At 72.4% G+C, this 21,328-nt stretch carries 23 protein-coding genes; 19 read left to right on the top strand and 4 right to left on the bottom strand.

Annotation, left to right across the window (positions count from 1 at the left end; all coding sequences use genetic code 11):
- The 6 genes from AR3_RS19305 to AR3_RS19280 all read left to right on the top strand — a co-directional run.
- On the top strand, positions 1–779 hold a 779-nt coding region (locus AR3_RS19305), incomplete at its 5' end, for an FAD-dependent monooxygenase (protein WP_217998646.1).
- Positions 780–822: 43 nt separating this feature from the next.
- Positions 823–1,293: an anthrone oxygenase family protein gene (locus tag AR3_RS19300; protein WP_067915630.1), complete on the top strand. Its 471-nt coding sequence runs from the start codon at positions 823–825 to the stop codon at positions 1,291–1,293.
- A gap of 169 nt (positions 1,294–1,462) precedes the next feature.
- Positions 1,463–3,559, top strand: coding sequence for an MMPL family transporter (locus AR3_RS19295; RefSeq protein ID WP_106258445.1), 2,097 nt, complete (start codon positions 1,463–1,465; stop codon positions 3,557–3,559).
- Positions 3,560–3,565: 6 nt separating this feature from the next.
- Positions 3,566–4,408 carry a methyltransferase domain-containing protein gene (locus AR3_RS19290; RefSeq protein WP_067915628.1) on the top strand — a complete coding sequence of 281 codons (843 nt, stop codon included), beginning with the start codon at positions 3,566–3,568 and terminating at the stop codon, positions 4,406–4,408.
- Positions 4,405–5,388, top strand: a complete 984-nt coding sequence (locus AR3_RS19285) for a questin oxidase family protein (RefSeq protein ID WP_217998644.1) — start codon at positions 4,405–4,407, stop codon at positions 5,386–5,388. Before AR3_RS19290 ends, AR3_RS19285 begins: the two co-directional genes overlap by 4 nt.
- Positions 5,388–6,026, top strand: a complete 639-nt coding sequence (locus tag AR3_RS19280; protein WP_067915626.1) for a hemerythrin domain-containing protein — start codon at positions 5,388–5,390, stop codon at positions 6,024–6,026. The genes AR3_RS19285 and AR3_RS19280 overlap by 1 nt, the downstream gene beginning before the upstream one ends.
- Before the next feature lie 21 nt (positions 6,027–6,047).
- Here the strand turns inward: AR3_RS19280 and AR3_RS19275 are convergent, their stop codons facing one another.
- Positions 6,048–6,506, bottom strand: a complete 459-nt coding sequence (locus AR3_RS19275) for an ester cyclase (RefSeq protein ID WP_067915625.1) — start codon at positions 6,504–6,506, stop codon at positions 6,048–6,050.
- Between the two features lie 240 nt (positions 6,507–6,746).
- Here AR3_RS19275 and AR3_RS19270 point away from each other — a divergent pair, with 240 nt between their 5' ends.
- The 5 genes from AR3_RS19270 to AR3_RS19250 all read left to right on the top strand — a co-directional run bounded on the left by AR3_RS19270 (position 6,747) and on the right by AR3_RS19250 (position 11,294).
- Positions 6,747–7,700: an oxidoreductase gene (locus tag AR3_RS19270; protein ID WP_067915624.1), complete on the top strand. Its 954-nt coding sequence runs from the start codon at positions 6,747–6,749 to the stop codon at positions 7,698–7,700.
- A gap of 2 nt (positions 7,701–7,702) precedes the next feature.
- Entirely contained in the window at positions 7,703–8,497 is a 795-nt protein-coding gene (locus tag AR3_RS19265; protein WP_067915623.1) for an SDR family NAD(P)-dependent oxidoreductase, read from the top strand.
- A gap of 18 nt (positions 8,498–8,515) precedes the next feature.
- Positions 8,516–10,177, top strand: coding sequence for an NAD(P)/FAD-dependent oxidoreductase (locus tag AR3_RS19260; RefSeq protein ID WP_067915622.1), 1,662 nt, complete (start codon positions 8,516–8,518; stop codon positions 10,175–10,177).
- A gap of 207 nt (positions 10,178–10,384) precedes the next feature.
- Entirely contained in the window at positions 10,385–10,891 is a 507-nt protein-coding gene (locus AR3_RS19255; RefSeq protein ID WP_067915621.1) for a cupin domain-containing protein, read from the top strand.
- A 7-nt stretch (positions 10,892–10,898) separates the two neighbouring features.
- The gene (locus tag AR3_RS19250; RefSeq protein WP_067915620.1) at positions 10,899–11,294 is read left to right on the top strand and encodes an ester cyclase; all 396 of its coding nucleotides are present in this window, start codon (positions 10,899–10,901) and stop codon (positions 11,292–11,294) included.
- Between the two features lie 118 nt (positions 11,295–11,412).
- Here AR3_RS19250 and AR3_RS19245 read toward each other — a convergent pair whose 3' ends face one another.
- Together AR3_RS19245 and AR3_RS19240 are read right to left on the bottom strand one after the other, a co-directional pair.
- Positions 11,413–12,486, bottom strand: coding sequence for a methyltransferase (locus tag AR3_RS19245; RefSeq protein ID WP_067915619.1), 1,074 nt, complete (start codon positions 12,484–12,486; stop codon positions 11,413–11,415).
- Positions 12,487–12,541: 55 nt separating this feature from the next.
- On the bottom strand, positions 12,542–13,084 hold the full coding sequence (locus tag AR3_RS19240) for a flavin reductase family protein (protein ID WP_067915618.1): 543 nt from the start codon (positions 13,082–13,084) through the stop codon (positions 12,542–12,544).
- A 221-nt stretch (positions 13,085–13,305) separates the two neighbouring features.
- Between AR3_RS19240 and AR3_RS19235 the strand changes: the two genes are divergently transcribed.
- The 8 genes from AR3_RS19235 to AR3_RS19200 all read left to right on the top strand — a co-directional run bounded on the left by AR3_RS19235 (position 13,306) and on the right by AR3_RS19200 (position 19,882).
- Positions 13,306–13,647 carry a TcmI family type II polyketide cyclase gene (locus AR3_RS19235; protein WP_067915617.1) on the top strand — a complete coding sequence of 114 codons (342 nt, stop codon included), beginning with the start codon at positions 13,306–13,308 and terminating at the stop codon, positions 13,645–13,647.
- Between the two features lie 48 nt (positions 13,648–13,695).
- The gene (locus AR3_RS19230; protein ID WP_067915616.1) at positions 13,696–14,115 is read left to right on the top strand and encodes a cupin domain-containing protein; all 420 of its coding nucleotides are present in this window, start codon (positions 13,696–13,698) and stop codon (positions 14,113–14,115) included.
- Between the two features lie 3 nt (positions 14,116–14,118).
- Positions 14,119–15,390, top strand: a complete 1,272-nt coding sequence (locus tag AR3_RS19225; protein ID WP_067915615.1) for a beta-ketoacyl-[acyl-carrier-protein] synthase family protein — start codon at positions 14,119–14,121, stop codon at positions 15,388–15,390.
- Positions 15,387–16,601 (top strand): ketosynthase chain-length factor, encoded by a 1,215-nt coding sequence (locus AR3_RS19220; protein WP_067915614.1) that lies wholly within the window; start codon positions 15,387–15,389, stop codon positions 16,599–16,601. Before AR3_RS19225 ends, AR3_RS19220 begins: the two co-directional genes overlap by 4 nt.
- A gap of 58 nt (positions 16,602–16,659) precedes the next feature.
- Positions 16,660–17,118, top strand: coding sequence for an anthrone oxygenase family protein (locus AR3_RS19215; protein ID WP_067915613.1), 459 nt, complete (start codon positions 16,660–16,662; stop codon positions 17,116–17,118).
- 222 nt (positions 17,119–17,340) lie between these two features.
- The gene (locus AR3_RS19210) at positions 17,341–17,979 is read left to right on the top strand and encodes a PadR family transcriptional regulator (protein ID WP_067915612.1); all 639 of its coding nucleotides are present in this window, start codon (positions 17,341–17,343) and stop codon (positions 17,977–17,979) included.
- A 158-nt stretch (positions 17,980–18,137) separates the two neighbouring features.
- Positions 18,138–19,112 carry an efflux ABC transporter ATPase subunit, DrrA-related gene (locus AR3_RS19205; RefSeq protein WP_067915611.1) on the top strand — a complete coding sequence of 325 codons (975 nt, stop codon included), beginning with the start codon at positions 18,138–18,140 and terminating at the stop codon, positions 19,110–19,112.
- Positions 19,109–19,882 (top strand): ABC transporter permease, encoded by a 774-nt coding sequence (locus AR3_RS19200; protein WP_067915610.1) that lies wholly within the window; start codon positions 19,109–19,111, stop codon positions 19,880–19,882. Before AR3_RS19205 ends, AR3_RS19200 begins: the two co-directional genes overlap by 4 nt.
- Before the next feature lie 105 nt (positions 19,883–19,987).
- Here AR3_RS19200 and AR3_RS19195 read toward each other — a convergent pair whose 3' ends face one another.
- Positions 19,988–21,313, bottom strand: coding sequence for a cation:proton antiporter (locus tag AR3_RS19195; RefSeq protein ID WP_067915609.1), 1,326 nt, complete (start codon positions 21,311–21,313; stop codon positions 19,988–19,990).
- Positions 21,314–21,328: the final 15 nt, after the last annotated feature.

Genomic DNA, 21,328 nt, shown 5'->3' with positions numbered 1-21,328 from the left:
CCGACGGCGTGACCGTGCGCCTGTCCGACGGCACCGACCTGCGCGCCGACGTGCTCGTCGGCGCCGACGGGATCCGGTCGACCGTGCGCGACGTCATGCGCAAGGGGCACGACCTGCCGCTGCGGTACGCGGGGTACACCGCCTGGCAGGCGATCACCCGGCTGCCGGGCGAGGACGTCGTGCCCACCGGCACCTTCTTCAACATGTGGGGGCGGGGCGGGCTGCGCTTCCTCTACATGCGGCTCAACGCGGAGGAGGTGTACTGGGACGCCATCACCGCCGACACCGTGGGCGCCTCGTTCGACATGCTCGCCAAGACCCGGCGCGAGGTGATGGCGGAGACCTACCGGCACTGGCCCGACCCGGTGCCGCGCATCATCGAGTCCACCGACGAGGACGCGATCCTGCCGATCGACATCTTCGACCGGCCGCCGGACCGCTGCGGCGGCTGGGGGGTCGGCCGCGTCGTGCTGGTGGGCGACGCCGCCCACCCCATGACGCTCAACCTGAGCCAGGGCGCCGGGCAGGCCATCGAGGACGGCGTCGCGCTGTCGCGGCTGCTGAGCCGGCACGACCGGGTGCCCGAGGCGATCGCCGAGTTCGAGGCGCTGCGCCGCGACCGCGTCGCCGGGATGGTCGGCACGGCCTGGTCGATCGGCGCGATCGGACGCTGGCGCAGCCGGGCGCTGTGCGCCGGCCGGGACCTGTTCATGCGGATGTTCTTCGGCGGCAAGGGCCGCCGGGAGAGCTACCGCCAGATGATGGACGTGCGGTTCTGATGACCCTGCACACGATGAGCCTCGACACGATGGGCCTGGAACGATGAGCCTGGACACCGTCGTCGACCTGCTGCTGGGGCTCTTCCTCCTGCTGTCGGGCGCGCTGGCGGGCGTGCTGTTCGCCGTCGAGACCGCCATCGTGCCCGCGGTGAGCGCGCTGCCGGGGGACGTCTACGTCCGGGTGCACCGGCTGCTGGACCGGCGGTTCGACCCGATGATGCCCCGCGTCAACAAGGTGTCCCTCGCGGTCTGCGCCGCGCTGGTGGTCCTGGCCGGCGGCGTCTGGCCGCGCGTCGCCCTCGCCTGCTCCGGACTGTGCATCATCGGCGTCGCGGTGGTGTCCGAAGGCTGGAACGTGCGGATGAACCGGGTGATCGACGGCTGGGATCCGGCCGCGCCGCCGCCGGACTGGTCGCGGGTGCGGGCCCGGTGGGCCGCGGCCAACCGCGTGCGCACGCTGCTGGCCATCGCCGGCTTCGGCGCCGCCGTCCTCGGGTCCGCCCTGGCGCGGTGACCGGCCGGACCTCGCGCCCGGTACCTCGCGGCCGGTACCTCGCGGCTGGGACATCGTGCCTGGTCGTCGATGGTTTGGCGCCAGATAGTAGCCATGTATGCGATGCCCCGGCGACAATAGCCATGTTTATCGTCCTCCGATGAACCGACCGAGACCCTGGAGGTTCGGCATGTCGAGACTGCTGGCGTTCCCCGCCGGCCGCCGGGCGAAATGGATCGTCCTGGTCGCCTGGCTGATCGTCCTCGGGGCGGTCGGCCCGTTCGCCGGCCGGCTGTTCGGCGCGGCCGACAACGACCGGCTGGAGTACCTGCCCAAGAGCGCCGAGTCCACCGAGGTGCTCAAAGCCCAGGAGGCGTTCCCCCAGGGCCAGGTCATCCCCGCCATGATCGTCTACGAGCGCGACAGCGGGCTGACCCAGGCGGACCGGCAACGCGCCGCCGCCGACGCGCAGCGGCTGACCCGCGAGTTCGCGCCGCAGGCCACGCCGCAGACGCCGCAGGTGTCCAAGGACGGCAAGGCCATGATGTTCGTCGTCCCGCTCGCGGCGACCGGCGACGAGCAGGAGGGCGAGGTCATCCTCGACGCCGTCGACGGCATGCGCAAGCGGCTCGGCGACGGCGAGGGGGGCCTGGAGATCAAGGTGGCCGGCCCGGCCGGCATGGGCGCCGACGAGTTCCTGATCTTCCGGGACATGGAGTTCACCCTGGTGCTCATCCCGGTCGTGGTGGTGGCGATCCTGCTGCTGCTCATCTACCGCAGCCCGGTGCTGTTCCTGGTGCCGCTGTTCACCGTCGCCGCCGCCAACCAGCTCGGCAGCGCGATCGTGTACGGGCTGATCAAGGGACCGGGCATGGTGGTCAACTCCATGGCCGTCAGCGTGCTGAGCATCCTGATCTACGGCGCGGGCACCGACTACGCGCTGCTGCTGATCGCCCGGTACCGCGAGGAGCTGACGCGGCACGGGGACCGGCACGAGGCCATGGCGGTGGCCCTGCGCCGGTCCGGCGGCGCGATCATCGCCTCGGCCGGCACGGTCGGCCTCGGCCTGCTGTGCCTGGGCGTCGCCGACCTGAACTCCACCCGCACGCTCGCCCCCGTCGGCGCGCTGGGCATCCTCTCCGCGCTGGTCGCCATGCTGACGCTGCTGCCCGCGCTGCTGCTCGTCTTCGGCCGCTGGATCTTCTGGCCGCGCATCCCGCACCAGGGCGACGTCCACCGCGCCTCCCGGGCGTGGACGCGCGTCGGCGAGCTGGTCGCCGCCCGTGCCCGCCCGGTGTGGATCACGACGGCCGCGGTGCTCGCCGTGGGCCTGCTCGGCCTGCTGTCGTTCCACTCCCCGCAGCAGACCCGCTTCACCGAGAAGCCGGACGCGCTCAAGGGCCAGGAGATCATCTCGGCCCACTTCTCCGCCGGCGCCGGCAACCCGGCCGACGTGATCGCCAACGCCGACCGGGCCGAGCAGGTCAAGGCCGCCGCGCTGGCCGCCGGCGCGACCTCGGTGCAGGAGTCCGGCCGCGTCGGCGGCAAGGTGCAGATGCAGGTCACGCTGCCCGCCGAGCCGGAGAGCTCGGCCGAGCGGGACGCGGTGGAGCGGCTGCGCGACCGCCTGCACGCGGTGCCCGGCGCGGACGCCCGCGTCGGCGGTCCCGCCGCGATCGAGGTGGACATGGTCGACACCATCGCCCGGGACTCCGTGCTGACCATCCCGCTGGTGCTGGGCGTGATCCTGCTGGTGCTGTGCGCGCTGCTGCGGGCGATCACCATGTCGCTGCTGCTGATCGCGACGGTGGTGCTGTCGTTCGGCGCCGCGATGGGGATCTCCACCGCGGTCTTCGAGCACGTGTTCCACTGGTACGGGCAGGACCCGCAGCTTCCGCAGATCGCCTTCGTGTTCCTGGTGGCGCTCGGCGTCGACTACAACATCTTCCTGGTCAGCCGCGTCCGCGAGGAGGCCAAGCGGCACGGGACGCGGCGCGGCACGATCAACGGCCTGGTGTCCACCGGCGGTGTCATCACCTCCGCGGGCATCGTGCTGGCCGCCACGTTCAGCGTGCTGATCACGCTGCCCGTGGTGAGCTTCGCCGCGCAGGGCTTCGTCGTCGCGCTCGGCGTGCTCATCGACACCTTCATCGTCCGGTCCCTGCTGGTGCCTGCGCTGACCCACGACCTCGGCGACCGGCTGTGGTGGCCGAGCGGTCTGGCGCGCGGCGCGGTCCGGGCGCACAGCGCGCCGGAACCGGTGGCGGCGTCCGAACGGAGGCGGTGATCGGCGATGACCGGCACCGCGAACGGACGGGGCGGCACCGCGGCGGCGCCCTGGCGGGGCGAGCCCGGCGACACCGACACGCTGCTCGGCCGCCCGGCCGTGGGCTACCTGGACGAGGCCGCCGAGACGCTCGCCGCGGTCAAACGGGAGATCCTGCGCAAGCTGGCCCCGGAGCCCGGTCACCGGATGCTGGACGTCGGCTGCGGCAACGGCACCGACGTGCTGGAGCTGGCGGGCCGCGTCGCCCCGTCCGGGGAGGCGGTCGGCGTCGACGTCAACGAGCGGGCCATCGAGGAGGCCCTGGCGCGCAGCGCCGGCACCGGCGTGCCCGCGGCGTTCGCGACCGCCAACGCGTACGCGCTGCCCTTCCCCGACGGCCGCTTCGACGCCTGCCGCGCCGAGCGCATCGTCCAGCACCTGGCCGACCCGGTGGGAGCGATCAGCGAGATGGTGCGGGTGACCAGGCCCGGCGGGCGCGTCCTGGTCGCCGACCCCGACCACGGCATGTGGGCGCCGGACCTGGACGACCGCGAGGCCGTGCGCACCGTGCTCACCTGGTGGTTCGACAACATCCGCAACCCGTGGATCGGCCGCCGGCTGCCCGGGCTGCTGCGGGCGGCCGGGCTGGCGGAGGTGCAGGTCACGATGATGCCGGTCGTCCTGGACGGCATCGCGGCGGCCGACAGCCTCACCGGGTTCGGCGACGCGGTCCGCCGCGCCGGGGAGCTGGGCGTGCTCCCCGGCGCGCGGGCCCGGGCGCTGACCCGGCAGATCGCCGCGCGGGAGGCCGACGGCGGGTTCCTCATGTTCGGCGCGATGATCATCGCTGAGGGCCGGAAGGAGGGGTGACGATGCCGCAGGCGGCGGGAGCCGACCCCGCCCGGTACGCCACCGCCATGGACGACGCGCTGGAACGGCTGTGGGACGTCGGGTTCGAGTTCGGCCCCGACTTCGCGGCGCACGCGCCCATGACCGCCGAGGCGCTGGCGACCCTCGACCATCCCGACGAGGTGCCGTCCTGGATCGAGCTGAACCGCAGGCGGCGCCGCTACTACGCCCCGCCGTCCCCCGTCGAGCCGATCCCCGAGGACGATCCGGCGGCGCGGCGCGCCGCGCTGGGCGACTACCGCCGCGTCGCCGACTGGGTCGCCTACTTCGACCGCCGGCTCGCCGAGGGGCCGTGGCAGGACGTGGTGGTCGAGTGGTGGCCGGTCCTGCTGGACGGGGCGTTCGCCGCGTTCACGCACGGGCTGATCCGCACCGCGCACGCGGTGCGGACCCTGCGCACCGTCCCGAGACCGAGCCCCCTGCAGCTCAACGAGCTGGCGCGCGGGCTGGCGTACTGGGCGGCGCGGTACACGCCGCTCGGCGTCCCCGCCGGACCGCGACGGGGCGCGGTGACCGCGGCGGAGCAGGTCCCGGCGGCGCTGAGCGAGCTGACCGCGGCGAACGCGGGCCGGTACGCCGAACGGGCGCCGCGGCCGCCGGTCCCGGCGGTGCACGCGATCACCGCGCCCGCGGCGATCCGGCTGGTGCTGCCGATCCTGCCGGACGGGCTGTGGGTGCGCTCCTACGCGACCGCCGAGGCGCTGGCCGCGCGGGTCTGGGCGGCGGCCCCCGGCGGCGGCTCGGCGCCGGGCCGGTCCCGCCCGGCGGGCGACCCGGCCCCGATGGACGAGCTGGTCGCCGACGCCGTGGAGATCGGCGAGGAGCACGCCATCAAGCTCGCCGAGGCGTGCCTGCGCGAGCACGCGCTGCGGCCCGACGAGCGGTACGCGGCGGCGGCCCACACCCTGAACGTCAACTGCCGGCACACGGGAGGGTTCTGATGCCGCGCGAGCTGGACATGACGCTGATGCTGGTGACGCACAACGCGTTCCGGCGCGACCTGGGGCATCTGGCCGACGCCGCCGAGCGGCTGGACGTCGGCGACGAGCGCGCCCGCGCGCGGGTGCGCGCGGGCTGGGAGACGCTGAAGTCCATGCTGGTCAGCCACCACGTGGGCGAAGACCGGTCCATGTGGCCGCGGATGAGGGCCGGTCTGCGCGGTCGCGACGACGACCTCGCCGTCCTGGACGCGATGCAGGCCGAGCACGACCGGATCGACCCGTTGCTGGCGGCGGTGGACGACGCGCTGGCCCGGCCGGGTCCGGACAACACGCGGCTGGCCGCGGCCGCGGAGGAGTTCCGCGCCGAGCTCGATCGGCACCTCAAGCACGAGGAGGAGGACGCGCTGCCGCTGGTGGGGGCCGCGATGTCGGCGGCCGAGTGGGAGCGGTGCCTGGCCGAGATGCGCGGCGGCGGGCTCGCGGCGCTGCGGCACGCGCCGGAGTTCTTCCCGTGGCTGATCGGCGAGGCCGACCCCGCCGACCGGGCGGCCGTGCTGCGCCGGGTCCCGCCGCCGGTGCGCCTGCTGTTCCACAAAGTGTGGCTGCCCCGGTACTCGAGGCAGCCACGCTGGTTGTGAGCCGGACGAGCGGCCCGCCGGTCAGTCGCCGGCCGGCGGGCCTCCCGCCGCCGGACCGCCGGGGCCGCCCGGACCGCCGGGTCCGCCGTTGGGCGGGCCGGGGATGACGCCCAGCTGCTGCATCATGCCGAGGTCGTCGCGGACCGCCCAGTGCTCGGCGATCCGGTCGCCCTCGAAGCGGATCATGTGCAGCTGCCGCACCTTGACCCGCTTGCCGGTGCCGGGCAGGCCCGATCCGGGCAGCGGACCCTCGTGCGTCCCGTGCATGGTCAGCCGGAACGCCACGTAGTCGCCCTCGGCGATGACCTGCTCCACGTCGTAGTCCAGGTCCGGGAAGGCCCGGCGGGCCTGCTCGGCCACGGCCAGGACCCGCGCCGGCCCCCGCTCGGGCGCCCCGCTGTGGTCGGTGTAGTCGGCGGTGTAGGTCTTCTCCGCCAGCTCCTTCCCCGCCTTTCCGCGGAGAATGTCGAGGGATTTCACAAGGATTTCCTTGTTCCTTTCCTCGCGGCTTTTCTCTGCCATTCTCCCTCCATTTCGCCACGAAGGTCTCGCGACTTTTCATGGCAAAAGTAAGTGACTCGTCCATTTGCTGTCAACCCGCCGCCAATCGCTCCTTTTCCGCGCTTAGTCGCGGTTTTATCCGGGTCGGCGACACTGGCCGGGTCCGCCCGCACGGGTCCGCGCGCGGCGCACCAGGCGAGCCGTCGGAGGAGGACGAGCATGGCCAGAAAGTGGACCCCGGCCGACATCCCGGACCTGTCCGGACGAACGGCGATCGTCACCGGAGCCAACAAGAATCTGGGCTTCTACACGGCGTTGGAGCTGGCCAGACACGGCGCTGAGGTCACCCTCGCGTGCCGCCGCCGCGAGCGCGGCGAGCGGGCGCTGAAGGAGATCCGGCGGCGCGCGCCGGACGCGTCGGTGCGGCTCGGCCTGCTCGATCTGGCCGACCTGTCCACGGTCGAGCGATTCGCCGAGGAATACGCGGCCGAGCACGACGCCCTGGACATCCTGGTCAACAACGCCGGCATCCTCGGGATACCGCGGCTGCTGACCGCCGACGGCCACGAAATGCAGTTCGGCGTCAACTACCTCGGCCATTTCGCGCTGACCGGCCGATTGCTGCCGCTGCTGACGGCGCGGCCGGGCGCGCGGGTGGTGAACCTCAGCACCTGGGTGGTGAGGTTCATGGGCTCGATCGACCTGGACGACCTGCAGGGCGAACGCCACTACCACAAATTCAACGCCTACAACCAGGCCAAGCTGGCCAATCTTGTGTTCACCCGGGAACTGGCCCGCCGGTACGGCCGGCGCGGTCCGATCGGCGTGGCCGCGCACCCCGGCTTCGCCGTCAGCGATCTGCAGTACACCGGTCCCCGGATGGAGGGCAGCCGGTTCCAGGAGGCGTTCTTCCGCGTCCCCACGCGGTTGTTCGCCAAGCCGACCGCGGTCGGCGCCTGGCCGTCGCTGTACGCCGCGTGCGCGCCCGACGTGGAACCGGGCGCCTGCTACGCGCCCACCGGTCCCGGGCAGATCTGGGGCCGGGTCGGGCGGGTGAAGACCCCGGCCAAGATCGACGACCCCGAGCTCGGCCGGCGGCTGTGGGACATCTCCGAGCGGCTGACCGGCGTGTCGTACGAGGCGGCGGCCGTCTCCCGGACGAAGGGACGCTGACCATGGCAGGAAACGCACCCGCCGCCCCGCGGCCCGGAGACCTGCAGGGCCGGGTGGCGCTGGTCACCGGCGCCAGCAGCGGGATCGGCGCGGCCACGGCCCGCACGCTCGCCGCCCGCGGGGCCGCCGTCGCGGTGAACTACCACCGCGGCGAGACCCCCGCCAAGGAGGTCGTGGAGGCCATCGAGGCGGCCGGCGGCCGCGCGCTGGCCCTGCAGGCCGACGTGACCGACCGCGATCAGGTGCGCGAGCTGGTCGAGCGGACCCAGACCGAGCTCGGCCCGGTGGACGTGCTGGTGACCAACGCCACCGGCCTGTACGGGTTCGAGGTGAAGGTCGCGCCGTTCACCTCCACCTCGGTGGAGTACACCGAATGGATCGTGCAGCGGCAGCTGCGGGCGATGCTCAACCCCGTCGACCTCGTGCTGCCCGGGATGATCGACCGGGGCCAGGGCAGCATCGTGGCGGTCGGCGCGGCGCTGTCGCGCTCCCCCGCGCCCGGGTTCCTGCCGCTCAGCATGGCCAAGGCGGCGGTGGAGTCGGCCGTGAAGGTGCTGGCCCAGGAGGCGGGCCCGTACGGCGTGCGGGTCAACGGGGTCGGGCCCGGGTTGATCCTCACGCGCGTCGCCGACGGCCTGCCCGAGCAGGCGCTGCGCGCCAACGCCCAGCGGGCGGCGCTGCGCCGCAACGGGCTCCCCCAGGACGTCGCCGAGGTCATCGCGTTCCTGGCCGCGGAGCCCTCGGGCTATCTCACCGGAACCTACGTGCTCATCGACGGCGGCACCGCCATGGTCTGACCGGAAGGCGGCAGAAACGTGAAGACTCATGCCAGAGAGACCGAGTGCGACGTCCTGATCATCGGGTCGGGCATCGCCGGGACCATCATGGGCGCCATCCTGGCCCGCCACGGCGCGCGCGTCGTGCTGGTGGACGGCGTGCAGCACCCCCGGTTCGCCGTGGGCGAGTCGACGATCCCGCACTTCCTGGTGCGGCTCAACATGCTGGCCACGCGCTACGACGTCCCCGAGATCACGGTCCTGGAGAGCCTCCGCTCGGTCGACAAGAAGATCGGCAGCACGTTCGGCGTCAAGCGGCACTTCGCGTTCGTGTCGCACCGGCCGGGCGAGGAGCCCGATCCGGGGGAGACGATCCTGGCCGGGGTGCCCAAGGCCCTGTACAAGGCGACCCACATCTTCCGGCAGGACAGCGACGCCTACATGTTCCACGTCGCGATCAAGTACGGGTGCGAGCCCCGGCAGAACTGGCGGGTGGCGGACCTGGACCTGGGCGAGGACGCCGTCACCGTCACCGGCCAGAACGGCGAGCGCATCCGGGCCCGCTACCTGGTGGACGCCAGCGGCTTCCGTTCCCCGGTGGCCGACAAGCTGGACCTGCGCGAGAACCCGTGCCGGTTCAAGACGCACACCCGTTCGATCTTCACGCACATGGTGAACGTGCCGCCGTTCGACCACATCGTCGACTGGCCGGCCGAGCAGCGTCCGCCGCTGCGCTGGCACGAGGGCACGTTGCACCACACCTTCGACCGCGGCTTCTTCTGGATCATCCCGTTCGACAACCACCGGCGGTCGACCAACCCGCTGTGCAGCGTCGGGCTGGTGCTGGACACGCGCGTCCACCCCAAGCCCAAGGACATGACGCCGGAAGAGGAGTTCTACTCCTACGTCGACAAGTTCCCGGCGGTGGCGCGGCAGTTCCGAGGCGCGCGGCGGGTGCGCGAATGGGTGTCCACGGGCCGGGTGCAGTACTCGTCCAAGAGGACCGTCGGACACCGGTGGTGCCTGATGGCGCACGCCGCCGGGTTCATCGACCCGCTGTTCTCTCGAGGGATGTCCAACACCGTCGAGGTCATCGACGCGGTGGCCTGGCGGATCCTGGAGTCGCTCAAAGACGACGACTTCTCCGAGGAGCGCTACGAGTACGTCGAACGGCTCCAGCAGGGTCTGCTGTCCTACAACGACGACCTGTGCAACGTGTCGTTCCTGGCCTTCCCGCACTTCAAGCTGTGGGACGCCATCTTCCGCATCTGGGGCTTCTCCTCCAACTACGGCGCGATGCGGCTGAGCCGCGCGCAGCTGCAGTACAACCTCACCCGCGACGACCAGGTCTACAAGGACCTGGAGAAGGCCCCCAACACCGGGTTCTGGTGGCCGGACGAGCCGGAGACCAAGGCGATCTGGGACACGATGGTGGAGACGGTGGAGAAGTTCGAGGTCGGTGAAATCTCGGCTGACGACGCCGCCGACATCATCCTGCGGATGGTGCTGGAGTCGGACCTGCCGCCCGCCGCCTTCGGGTACAAGGACCCGAACAACCACAACCTGCATCCGACGACCCTGGACCTGGCCAAGTTCATGTACTGGGCGATCCGCAGCGGCCCGCCCGCCGCGCGGGAGCTGGCCGCCGGCACGCTCAAGGCCATGGGCCGCGCCGCCCTGCGCCGCAAGAAGATCGCCTGACCGCCGCGGCGGTCCGCGCCGCGCACGACCGGCCGTCTCCGCTCCGGAGGCGGCCGGTCTCGCATGCGCCGGTCCCACCGGGCGTCCGCGCGCGGCCGCGCCCGCACCCGCGGCGGGGCCGCCTCGGCACGTCGAACCGGACTGGACCCGCTCTCGAGCGGCCCGCCGGACGATCGGACCAGCAGTCCACGACGCGGAGGTGGGGAGATGACGTCCACTCCCGGGAAGATCATCCGGCGCGACGAGGTCGCGCCGGTCGCGTGGCAGGGCGAGGAGGGCCGGTTCCTGCTGCGCGCCGAGGACACCGGCGGCCTCTACTCCTTCTTCGAGGTCACCACGGCGCCGGGCGGCGGCCCGCCGCTGCACGTTCACAACGCCGAGGACGAGGCGTTCTACGTGATCGAGGGCCGCTACGCGATCTGGCTCGGCGAGGAGGAGCACGAGGTCTCCGCGGGCGGCCTGGTGTACGGCCCGCGCGGCGTCCCGCACAAGTTCCGCAACATCTCCGGCTCCCCCAGCAAGCTGCTCGTCATCGCCACGCCCGGCGGGGTGGAGGGCTTCTTCGAGGGACTGAGCGAGCTGATGGCGGGCGGCGGGCCGCCCGACCCCGCCGCCATGATCGAGCTGGCCGGCCGGTTCCACGTGGAGGGGCTGGAACCGGTCGGCCCTCCCCCGGGCGGGGGACGGCCCGCCGACGCCCGCCCGGTCGCGTGAGGGCGCCGTGAGCGCCGGCGAAGCGGGCAAGGCACTGGCGCGGCGCTGGCTGGCGGAGGGCTGGTGCGGGGGCGACCTCGACCTGGCCGACCAGATCTTCGCCCCGGACTTCGTCGTCAACGGGCGGCGCGTCGGACCGGACGGTCCCCGCGCCAGCGTGCGCCGCATCCGCGCCGCGTTCGCCGACCTGGCGATCCGCGTCGACCTCCAGGTCGCCGAAGGCGACCACGTCGTCACGCACTACACCGCGCAGGGACGGCACGTCGCCGAGTACCGGGGCATCCCCCCGACCGGGCGGACCACGACCGCCTCCGGCATCCAGATCTGGACGATCCGCGACGGCATGGTCGTCGCCGACCGGAACGTCTTCGACGAGTGGGGGCTGGTCTCCCGGCTCCGCTGACGCGGACCGCGGCCGAGAGGCGAGGCACCGGCAGACGCGGAAGGCGACACGGCAGGAGACAGAAAGAAGAGGACCGGGCCCGCGGGCCCGGTCCTCTTCTTTTCTCTGCGGCCGTCCGTCACTCGGGCTTGTGCCCGATGACGACGGTGTGGCCGTCGTAGTCCTGGAGCGCGACGGTCTCCACGTCGGTGAAGCCCGCCTCCCGCATCCACGTCACGCAGTCGGCGGCGGCATAGCCGGAGCCGCCCACGCTCAGCGTCATCGCCAGGCTGAGCAGCAGCGGGTTGAGCCGCCGGCGGTCGGGGTCGAACATCAGGTCGTAGACCATGAACACGCCGCCCGGCCGCACCGCCTCGTACGCCTTGGCGATGACCGTGCGGCGCTGCTCGACGTTCCAGTTGTGCAGCGCGTGGCCGCACAGCAGCACCTGTCCCGACGGCAGCGGGTCGGCGAACCAGTCGCCGCCCTGGTAGCTCGCCCGATCCGCGACGCCGAGCCGCGTCATGTGCTCGTCGAACAGCGGCCGCAGCGGCGGCATGTCGAACACCGTGCCGGTCAGATGCGGGTGGGCCTGCAGCAGGATGCCGACGACGTTGCCGCGCGCCCCGCCCAGATCGACGACATCGGTCCAGCGGGTCCAGTCGAGCCGGCGCGCCAGCTCCCAGGCGATCTCGCTGCTCAGCGCGTCCTGCGCCTCGACGAACATGCGCTGCAGCTGCGGGTCGGCGTAGGTCTGCTCGAAGAACTCCTCGCCTTCGCCCTGCGGCGCCTCCCCGTCCGGCTGCGGATGCGGGATCTGCGGCCTGCCGGTGCGCAGGACGTCGGCCAGGCCGTCCCAGGTGGGCCGCATGAACCGGTCGACGAACGCGAGGTAGGTGCCCATGTAGTAGCGCTTGCCGGGGACGAGGTAGTAGTCGGCCTCGGCGCTGTTGCGGTAGCGGTCCCCGTCGCGCTCCAGCAGACCCAGGGCCACCAGCGCGTCCAGGAACTCCGGCAGCGCCGGCGAGCGCAGTGCGAGCCGGTCGGCGAGCTGCGCGGCGGTCGCCGGGCCCTCCGCCAGCCGCGCGAACACCCCCAGCTCCGACGCGCTGACCAGCATCTTGGAGTGCCAGAACGCGGTGCTCAGCCGGTAGACCTTCTCCGGCGCGAACGGCGGCGCGCCCGCCGGGGCGGTGTCGGTGGAAGCGGTCATCGTGTCATCTCCTGATCTCGGGGTCGCCGGACCGTCCGGGCAACGAGGGGACCGCCTATTCGCGCCAGGCGGACCACCACTCGAAGTCGGTGTTGAGGGAGCGGTAGCCGCCGGCGTAGTACACCAGCGGCTGGTCGATCTCGTCGGGGTCCGCCTCGATCGCGGCGACCCGGCCGATGAGGACGTCGTGGTCGCCGGCGGGCAGCCGCCGCGGTTCGACGCACTCCAGCGTGGCCAGGGCGCGCGGCAGGAGGGGCACCCCGGTGCGCCCGGTCCGCGGCCGCAGGGTGGCGAACCGGTCGAAGCCCCTGCTGGCGAACCGCCGGGACTCGGCGATCTGGCTCTCCCGCAGGATGTTCACCCCGAACGCGTCCGCCGCGGCGAACACCGGATACAGGCTGGACCTGCGGCTCGCGCAGAACAGCACCAGGGGCGGGTCGAGCGACACCGAGGTGAAGCTGTTCACCGTCATGCCGACGGGCATGCCGGACCGGCTCCTCGCGGTGACCACGGCCACTCCGGTGGCGAATCTCCCCAGCGCCATGCGCAGGCGGTGCTGGTCGGTGGGATCCGTCGTGCGCGGGTCAGGCGTTCGCATGGGTCTCCCCGTCCCCGGGATCGGTGCCGGGCGTCGTGCCCACGGTGCTGCGCGGTGCTCGAAGAACGCTCGGGGCCTTCTGGAGAAAGGCCCGCCGGGGCGGCGCCGGGGACGCGGCTTCCAGCGCTTCTGCAGCGCGGGTCAAGCGGCGTCGCCGACCCTCGACGGGGTGATATCCGTCAGCCTGCCCGTCACCGGGCCGGCCGCAGGGAGGAGCGTCCATGCACCGAACGCTGATCGTGGCCCGGATGGAGCCGGACCAGGCCGAGGCGGTGGGCCGCCTGTTCGCCGCATCCGACGAGACCGAGCTGCCCCACCTGATCGGGGTGTCGCGCCGCACCCTGTTCCGCTTCCACGACCTGTACTTCCACCTGGTGGAGGCGGACCAGGACATCACCCCGAACCTGTACAAGGCGCGCAGCAACCCGCTGTACACCGAGCTCAGCGAGAGCCTCGCCAAGCACGTCCGGCCCTACGACCCGAACTGGAAGGAGCCGAAGGACGCGATGGCCGAGCCCTTCTACGTCTGGACTCCGCAGGACGGCGTCCGGCTCTCGGTCTGACGCCCTGCCCGTGCCGCTGCCCGTTTCCCTGGTCAAGGAGTCGCTGCCGTGTCCACACCGCGAGTGCAGAAGATTACGGCGCAGGACGTCGCCGCCAACCGCCGCCGGGGCGGTGACATCCGCGTCCTGCTCAGTCCCAAGACCGTGAAGTCCACCTCGGGGTTCATGGGCGTGCTGACGCTCGAACCCGGCGAGTACGTCTCCGAGCACCGGCACCCCTACTCGGAGGAGTTCCTCTACGTCGTGCGCGGGTCGCTGCTGATGCGCGTGGAGGACGAGCCGGTGCGGCTCGGCCCCGGCGACGCGCTCATGGTGCCGATCAACGACCGGCACCGGCTGGAGAACGTCGGCGCCGAGCAGGCGTTCGTGGTGTTCCACCTCAGCCCGCTGGCGCCGCGGCCGGAGCTCGGCCACGTCGACACCGAACCGCTGCCGAACGCCGACGAGGCCGCCCCGAAGGTCGGGTGAGCGATGACCACCGAGCGCTCAGTCGCGATCACCGGGATCGGGGTGGTGGCCCCCGGCGGCATCGGCACCAAGGCGTTCTGGGAGATGCTCACCGCGGGCCGCACCGCCACGCGCACCATCACGCTCTTCGACCCCACCGGGTTCCGGTCGCGGATCGCCGCCGAGTGCGACTTCGACCCGGCCGCCTGCGGCCTGACGCCGCAGGAGATCCGGCGGATGGACCGCGCCGCGCAGCTGGCCGTCGTCGCCGCCGACGAGGCCGTCGCCGACAGCGGGCTGGAGGTGGACGCGCTGCGGCCCGACCGCGTCGGCGTCAGCATCGGCAGCGCGGTCGGCTGCACCATGGGGCTGGAGGAGGAGTACATCGTCCTCAGCGACGGCGGCCGGCAGTGGCTGGTCGACCACCGGTACGGCGTTCCGCAGCTGTACGGGTACATGGTCCCCAGCACGCTGGCGGTGGAGGTGGCGTGGCGGGTCGCGGCCGAGGGGCCGGTGGCGCTGATCTCCACCGGGTGCACCTCCGGGCTGGACGCCGTCGCGCACGGCGCCCAGCTCATCCGGGAGGGCTCCGCCGACCTGGTGATCGCCGGGGCCACCGACGCGCCGATCTCCCCGATCACCTCGGCCTGCTTCGACGCGATCAAGGCGACCTCGCCCAACAACGACGACCCCGCGCACGCCTCGCGGCCGTTCGACCGCGACCGGGACGGGTTCGTGCTCGGCGAGGGCGCGGCGGTGTTCGTGCTGGAGGAGACGTCGGCGGCGCGCCGCCGCGACGCGCACGTCTACGCCGAGATCGCCGGGTTCGCCAGCCGCAGCAACGCCTACCACATGACCGGCCTGAAGCCCGACGGCCGGGAGATGGCCGAGGCCATCACGGTGGCGATGCGGCAGGCCGGCCTGGGGCCGGACGACATCGACTACATCAACGCGCACGGGTCGGGCACCAAGCAGAACGACCGGCACGAGACGGCCGCGTTCAAGCGCAGCCTCGGGCAGCGGGCGTACGAGGTGCCGGTCAGCTCGGTCAAGTCGATGATCGGGCACTCCCTCGGCGCGATCGGCTCGATCGAGGTGGCGGCCAGCGCGCTGGCGATCGAGCACAACGTGGTGCCGCCGACCGCCAACCTGCACACCCCCGACCCCGAGTGCGACCTGGACTACGTGCCGCTCACGGCGCGCGACCACCGCACCGACGTCGTGCTCAGCGTGGGCAGCGGGTTCGGCGGGTTCCAGACGGCCGTGCTGCTCGCCCGACCCGGGGAGCTTTCGTGAGCCGGGCGGTCGTCACGGGGCTGGGGGCGGTCACGCCGCACGGCGTCGGCGTCGAGGCCTACTGGGAGGGGACGCTGGCGGGACGGCTCGCCATACGCCCCATCACGCGCTTCGACCCGTCGCCCTACCCGGTGCGGCTGGCCGGGGAGGTGCCGGGCTTCTCCGCGAAAGAGCACGTGCCGAGCCGCATCATCCCGCAGACCGACCACTGGACCCACATGGGCCTGGCCGCCGCGGCCATGGCGCTGGACGATTCGGGCATCGACACCGCCCGGACGCCCGAGTACGAGATGGCCGTGGTGACGGCGAGCTCGTCGGGCGGCACGGAGTTCGGGCAGCGGGAGATGGTCAACCTGTGGGGCCGCGGCCCGGAGTTCGTCGGCGCGTACCAGTCCATCGCCTGGTTCTACGCGGCGACGACCGGCCAGATCTCCATCCGGCACGGCATGCGCGGCCCCTGCGGTGTGATCGCGACCGAGCAGGCGGGCGGTCTGGACGCCGTGGCGCAGTCGCGGCGGCTGCTGCGCACGGGCACCCGCGTGGTGGTCAGCGGCGGAACGGACGCGTCGCTGTGCCCGTACGGCCTGGTCGCCCAGCTCAGCAACGGGATGCTGAGCCGGTGCGCCGATCCCGAGCGGGCGTACGCGCCGTTCGACGCGGACGCCGCCGGATACGTGCCGGGCGAGGGCGGCGCGCTGCTGATCGTGGAGGACGCCGACCACGCCCGCGACCGGGGCGCGGCCCGGATCTACGGGGAGATCGCCGGCTACGGCGCCACGTTCGACCCTCCGCCCGGCTCGGACCGGCCGCCGACCCTGCGGCGGGCGATCGAGCACGCCCTGGCCGACGCCGGGATCGCGCCGTGCGACGTGGACGTGGTGTTCGCCGACGCCATGGGCGTCCCCGAGCTGGACCGGACGGAGGCCGACGCCGTCACGGCGGTGTTCGGGCCGGGCCGGGTGCCGGTCACCGCGCCGAAGACCATGACCGGGCGGCTGTACGCGGGCGGCGCCTCGCTGGACCTGCTGGCGGCGCTGCTGTCGATCCGGGACGCGGTGATCCCGCCGACCGTGGGGGTGCGCGACACCGCGGTGGACGGGCTCGACCTGGTGCTGGACGAGCCGCGCCAGGCCGCGGTGCGCAACGCGCTCGTCGTCGCCCGCGGCCACGGCGGGTTCAACGCGGCCATGGTCGTCCGCGCGGCCGGCTAGGCGGGGACCCGGTCCCCGCGGAGCCGGACCCGCGCCGGGCAGGGAAGGGAGAACGCAAGTGAGCCAAATCCTCGTCGTCGTCGCCCTGATGGGCAACGCCGTCGCAATGGGGGTGTTCTGCGCGACCGTCCTTGGCGGCGTCCCCCTGCTGATGGCGCTGCCCGGCGAGCAGTACGTGCACGCGCACGGGTTCCTGGCCACCCGCTACGACCCGTTCATGCCGGTCACGATCGCGCTGACGGCGCTGGCCGACCTGGCGCTGGCCGCGGCCGCGCCGGGCTGGGCGGGGCGGCTGGCGGCCGGGGCGGCGGGCCTGCTGATGCTCTCGGTGATCGCGGTGTCGCTCACCAAGAACGTCCCGATCAACCACTGGGTGGCCGCGCAGGACCCGTCGTCGCTGCCGCCCGACTGGGCCGAGCGGCGCGGCCGGTGGCGGCGGTGGAACGCGGTGCGTACCACGCTGGCGGGCACGGCGCTGGCGGCCAACGTGACCGCCGCCATGTTCATCGTCGTGTGAGGGTCATCGTCGTGTGAGCACGGGTCATCGTCGTGTGAGCACGCCGGGTCCCGGCGGCCCGTCCGCGAAAGGGCGGTGATCGGAAGCGTTTCTCGCTTTCTGGTCACCGCCCTTTCGATTGTCCAAAACCGCGGGGTCTTCAGTCCGAAATCAACGGCACCCTGGTCCGCCGATCTTCGGCACCGTATACTCGCGTCAGAGTATTCGTAGACGGGGATTTTCATGGTCAAGCGTAAGGTCTCTAATCCGCTGGCGCTGGCAGTGCTCGCCGCCCTGTCCGAACGATCCATGCACCCCTACGAGATGGCCCAAGTGCTCAGGGAGCGCGGCAAGGAGCAGAGCATCCGGATCAACTACGGCTCGCTCTACACCGTCGTCGACTCCCTGACACGGGCCGGTTTCATCGAGCCGGTGGAGACCTTCCGGGAGGGAAGGCGTCCCGAGCGGACCGTCTACGCACTCACCGCCACCGGAAAAATCGAACTGAAAGAGTGGCTCAGCGAGATTCTGCGCACCTCGACCAAGGAGTACCCCGAATTCGAGGCGGGCCTGTCCCTGATGCCGGTGCTGCCGCCCGACGAGGTGGCCCCGCTCCTGCGTCAGCGGGTCGAGTCCCTGGAGATCAGGCTGACCGAGGTCCGCGCGTTCATGGATCAGATGCGGGCGGGCGGCCTGCGCCGCCTGTTCCTCATCGAGGCCGAGTACGAGGAGATGATGCTGCGCGCCGAACTGGCGTGGGTCAAGGGACTGGTCGAAGAAATGGAGAACGGCACCCTGGAGGACCTGGACATCTGGCGCCGCTGGCACCAGGGCCTGGAGTCCAGCCACCGGTTCGCGGTGCGGGAGACGAGCACGTTGTGAGCCGACGAGCCCCGGCAGGTGGTGCCGCACCCGCCGGGGCCACGCCCTCGATCGTCGCCAACGGGTGGCGGCCGGTCATTCGAGGACGATCCGCTTTCAGAATAACCGGACCGCTCCCCGCGGGCGCGATCGCCGACTGCGACCCGCGGGAGGTTCGCATGTCCGCTGACGGCCTGGCCATCGAGGTCAGGAATCTGACCAAGACCTATCCGGACGGCGTCCGCGCCTTGGACGGCGTCACGTTCGAGGTGCCGACCGGCACCGTGTTCGGCCTGCTCGGCCCCAACGGGGCGGGCAAGTCCACCACCATCAAGATCCTCACCACCCTCGCCCGGCCCGACTCCGGGCGGGCGAGGGTGGCCGGCCGCGACGTCGTGGCCGAGCCGGCGCGGGTGCGCCGCGCCATCGGCTACGTGGCCCAGCAGTCCGGGTGCGACCCGGCCGACACCGGACGGGAGAACCTGATGCTGCAGGGCCGGCTCTACGGGCTGGGCGGCCGCGCGCTGCGCGAACGCGCGGACGGCCTGCTGGAGCGCTTCGGTCTGACGGACGTCGCCGACCGCCTCGTCAAGACCTACTCCGGCGGCATGCGCCGCAAGCTCGACGTCGCCATGGGGCTGGTGCACGAGCCCCGCGTGCTGTTCCTGGACGAGCCCACCACCGGTCTGGACCCCGAGGCCCGCGTCGCGCTGTGGAGGGAGATCGGCGCGATGGCCCGGGCCGGCATCACCGTCGTGCTCACCACGCACTACCTGGAGGAGGCCGACGAGCTGGCCGACGCCCTGGCCATCCTCGACCGGGGCACGGTGGTCGCGCAGGGCTCGCCCGAGGGCCTGAAGAAGGCGCTGCAGGGCGACTCGGTCCAGGTCCAGCTGACCGAACCGGCGGAGAGCCGCACGGTCAAACACGCCCTGGCCGACGTGGGGGGCGTGCACGACATCGTGGTGTCCGGGCGCGAGGTCCGCGCCCGCGTCGACGCCGGCGCCTCCAGCGCGCCCGCGGTGCTGTCGGCGCTGGAGTCGGCCGACCTGCGGGTGGCGTCGGTGACGCTGTCGGCGCCCACCCTCGACGAGGTGTACCTGCGGCACACGGGGCGCTCCTTCCGCAGCGCCCAGGAGGGCGACATCACATGACCGCCGCCGTGATCCACTCGTACCACATGGCGCTGCGCGACCTGCGGGCGTTCGTCCGCCAGCCGTTCTACCTGGTCGCCACGCTCGTCCAGCCGGTCATCTGGCTGCTGCTGTTCGGCAAGCTGTTCGCCCCGCTGATGGAGACCACCCATACCACCGACTCCTACATCGGCTTCCTGACGCCCGGCGTCGTGGCGATGACCGCGCTGTTCGCCAGCGGGTGGAGCGGGATGGTGTTCGTGGTGGAGATGGAGCAGGGGACGCTCAACCGCCTGCTGGTCACCCCCGTGCGGCGCGGCGCCCTCATCACCGGGCGGGTGATCCACCAGGCCCTGTCGGTGACCCTGCAGAGCCTGATCATCCTGGCGATCGCGCTGGCCACGGGAGCGCGCTTCCGCGGCGGTCCGCTGATCATGCTGGTGTTCCTGGCCTGCGTGGCGCTGATCACCGTGGCGTTCGCCTCGCTGTCCAACGCCCTGGGGCTGCTGACCCGCAGCCAGGAGTCGGTGATCTCCATCGCCCAGTTCCTGGTGCTGCCGCTGGCGTTCCTGTCGGCCACGTTCGTGCCGCGCCGGGTGATGCCCGGCTGGATGGACGCCGTCGCCGGCGGCAACCCGGTGAACTGGCTGGTGGAGATCGGACGGGAGACCCTGTACGACGGGGTCGACTGGGGCTTCGTGCTGGCGCGGGCGGCCGGGCTGCTGGTCGTCGCGCTCGTGTGCGCGTGGCTGTCGACGCTGGCGTTCCGCGCCTACCAGAAGCAAGTGTGATCTCCTGGGACCGACCCTCCGGGCCCGTCTCGCCGGGTCCGCGTCTCGAGCCCCGGAGCCCGGGCCGTCCCCGCCACGGCCCGGGCTCCGGCCGTCCGTCCCGGCTCAGGCCACGCGGGCGGGGGCGGCCTTCTCCGGCGACCGTTCGCGGGCGCGCTGCTCCTCCTCCAGCCGCCGCGGCAGGGCCAGCGAGTACAGCGGCAGCGCCGACGCGGTGGTGAGGACGGCCACCAGCACGAGCATGGCGAACACCTCACGGGTGATCATTCCCTGGGCCAGCCCGATGTTGATGAAGATCAGGATCATCAGGCCGCGCGCGTTCATCAGCGCGCCGACCGCGTACGACTCGCGCGGCCCGAAGCCCAGCCCGCGCATGGCCAGCGAGCACCCGAAGAACTTGCCGGCGAACGCCGCGAGCAGGATCAGCAGGAACGACAGCAGCATGGCGCCGCCGCCCAGGCCGTTCAGCTGGGTGTTCAACCCGGAGAAGGTGAAGAAGATGGGCAGCAGCAGCACCGACACGACGTTCATCATCCGGTCGTGCAGGATCCGCCGGAACTCCGCGTCGCGCGGCATGGTCAGCCCGGCGACGAAGCCGCCGAACACCGAGTACACGCCGATCCAGTCGGTCAGCCAGCCCGCCGTCAGCGGCACCAGCACCACCAGGTAGGTCTGTCCGAGGCTCATGTCCCCGGCGCGGGCGACGGCCCGGCCGAGCGGACGCAGCAGCGGACGCACGACGCCCAACGCCACCGCCGCGAACACCAGCGACAGGACGATCGTGCGCAGCGCCGACCCGCTGCCCGAGCCCAGGTGCACCGCGCTCAGCACCGCCAGCAGACACCACGCCGCCGCGTCGTCGATGGCGGCCGCCAACAGCGACAGCCGTCCCAGCCGCGAGTTGTGCAGGTCGCGTTCATACAGGATCCTCGCGAGCATGGGAAACGCGGTCAGCGACAGCGCGCCGCCCATGAAGGCGGCGAACAGCCAGGGGTCGACGTCCGGCCGCGACAGCTGCGACGACAGCGCCAGCCCCGCGGCTCCCCCGAGAAGCAGCGAAGGGACGATGCCGGACACCGCCAGCACGACCGGCCGGTGCAGCCCGCCGCGCTCCTCGCCGCCGTGGTCGAGACCGGCGCCGACCAGGAACATGTACAGGGTGAGGCCGATGGTGCTGAGCACGTAGAGGATCGACTTCACCTCGGGCGGGAACAGGGCCTGCTGCGCGTCGGGGAACAGCCAGCCGAACAGCGTCGGCCCGAGCAGCACGCCGGCCACCATCTCGCCGAGCACCCGGGGCTGCCACACCATCAGCGCCAGTCGGCCGCACACCGCAGACGTGAGCAGGATGACGACCACCGCCGGAAGGACCTTCAGGACCAGTTCCAGGTTCTTGTCCGTGGCGGCGGCCGCGACAGTGTGAGCGTCCATTGCACCTCCACTGCG

It is taken from the genome of Actinomadura rubrobrunea NBRC 15275 (assembly GCF_001552235.1).
Classification (GTDB): domain Bacteria; phylum Actinomycetota; class Actinomycetes; order Streptosporangiales; family Streptosporangiaceae; genus Spirillospora; species Spirillospora viridilutea.
This window is presented reverse-complemented; position numbering and strand designations above follow the sequence as displayed.

What these genes read in the sequence shown, in the direction of transcription:
- AR3_RS19245 (WP_067915619.1), bottom strand. Translation starts at nt 12,486, where the DNA reads ATGACCGCTTCCACCGACACCGCCCCGGCGGGCGCGCCGCCGTTCGCG.
- AR3_RS19210 (WP_067915612.1), top strand. Translation starts at nt 17,341, where the DNA reads ATGGTCAAGCGTAAGGTCTCTAATCCGCTGGCGCTGGCAGTGCTCGCC.
- AR3_RS19225 (WP_067915615.1), top strand. Translation starts at nt 14,119, where the DNA reads ATGACCACCGAGCGCTCAGTCGCGATCACCGGGATCGGGGTGGTGGCC.
- AR3_RS19290 (WP_067915628.1), top strand. Translation starts at nt 3,566, where the DNA reads ATGACCGGCACCGCGAACGGACGGGGCGGCACCGCGGCGGCGCCCTGG.
- AR3_RS19205 (WP_067915611.1), top strand. Translation starts at nt 18,138, where the DNA reads ATGTCCGCTGACGGCCTGGCCATCGAGGTCAGGAATCTGACCAAGACC.
- AR3_RS19255 (WP_067915621.1), top strand. Translation starts at nt 10,385, where the DNA reads ATGACGTCCACTCCCGGGAAGATCATCCGGCGCGACGAGGTCGCGCCG.
- AR3_RS19300 (WP_067915630.1), top strand. Translation starts at nt 823, where the DNA reads ATGAGCCTGGACACCGTCGTCGACCTGCTGCTGGGGCTCTTCCTCCTG.
- AR3_RS19240 (WP_067915618.1), bottom strand. Translation starts at nt 13,084, where the DNA reads ATGCGAACGCCTGACCCGCGCACGACGGATCCCACCGACCAGCACCGC.
- AR3_RS19270 (WP_067915624.1), top strand. Translation starts at nt 6,747, where the DNA reads ATGGCCAGAAAGTGGACCCCGGCCGACATCCCGGACCTGTCCGGACGA.
- AR3_RS19235 (WP_067915617.1), top strand. Translation starts at nt 13,306, where the DNA reads ATGCACCGAACGCTGATCGTGGCCCGGATGGAGCCGGACCAGGCCGAG.
- AR3_RS19200 (WP_067915610.1), top strand. Translation starts at nt 19,109, where the DNA reads ATGACCGCCGCCGTGATCCACTCGTACCACATGGCGCTGCGCGACCTG.
- AR3_RS19195 (WP_067915609.1), bottom strand. Translation starts at nt 21,313, where the DNA reads ATGGACGCTCACACTGTCGCGGCCGCCGCCACGGACAAGAACCTGGAA.
- AR3_RS19265 (WP_067915623.1), top strand. Translation starts at nt 7,703, where the DNA reads ATGGCAGGAAACGCACCCGCCGCCCCGCGGCCCGGAGACCTGCAGGGC.
- AR3_RS19280 (WP_067915626.1), top strand. Translation starts at nt 5,388, where the DNA reads ATGCCGCGCGAGCTGGACATGACGCTGATGCTGGTGACGCACAACGCG.
- AR3_RS19295 (WP_106258445.1), top strand. Translation starts at nt 1,463, where the DNA reads ATGTCGAGACTGCTGGCGTTCCCCGCCGGCCGCCGGGCGAAATGGATC.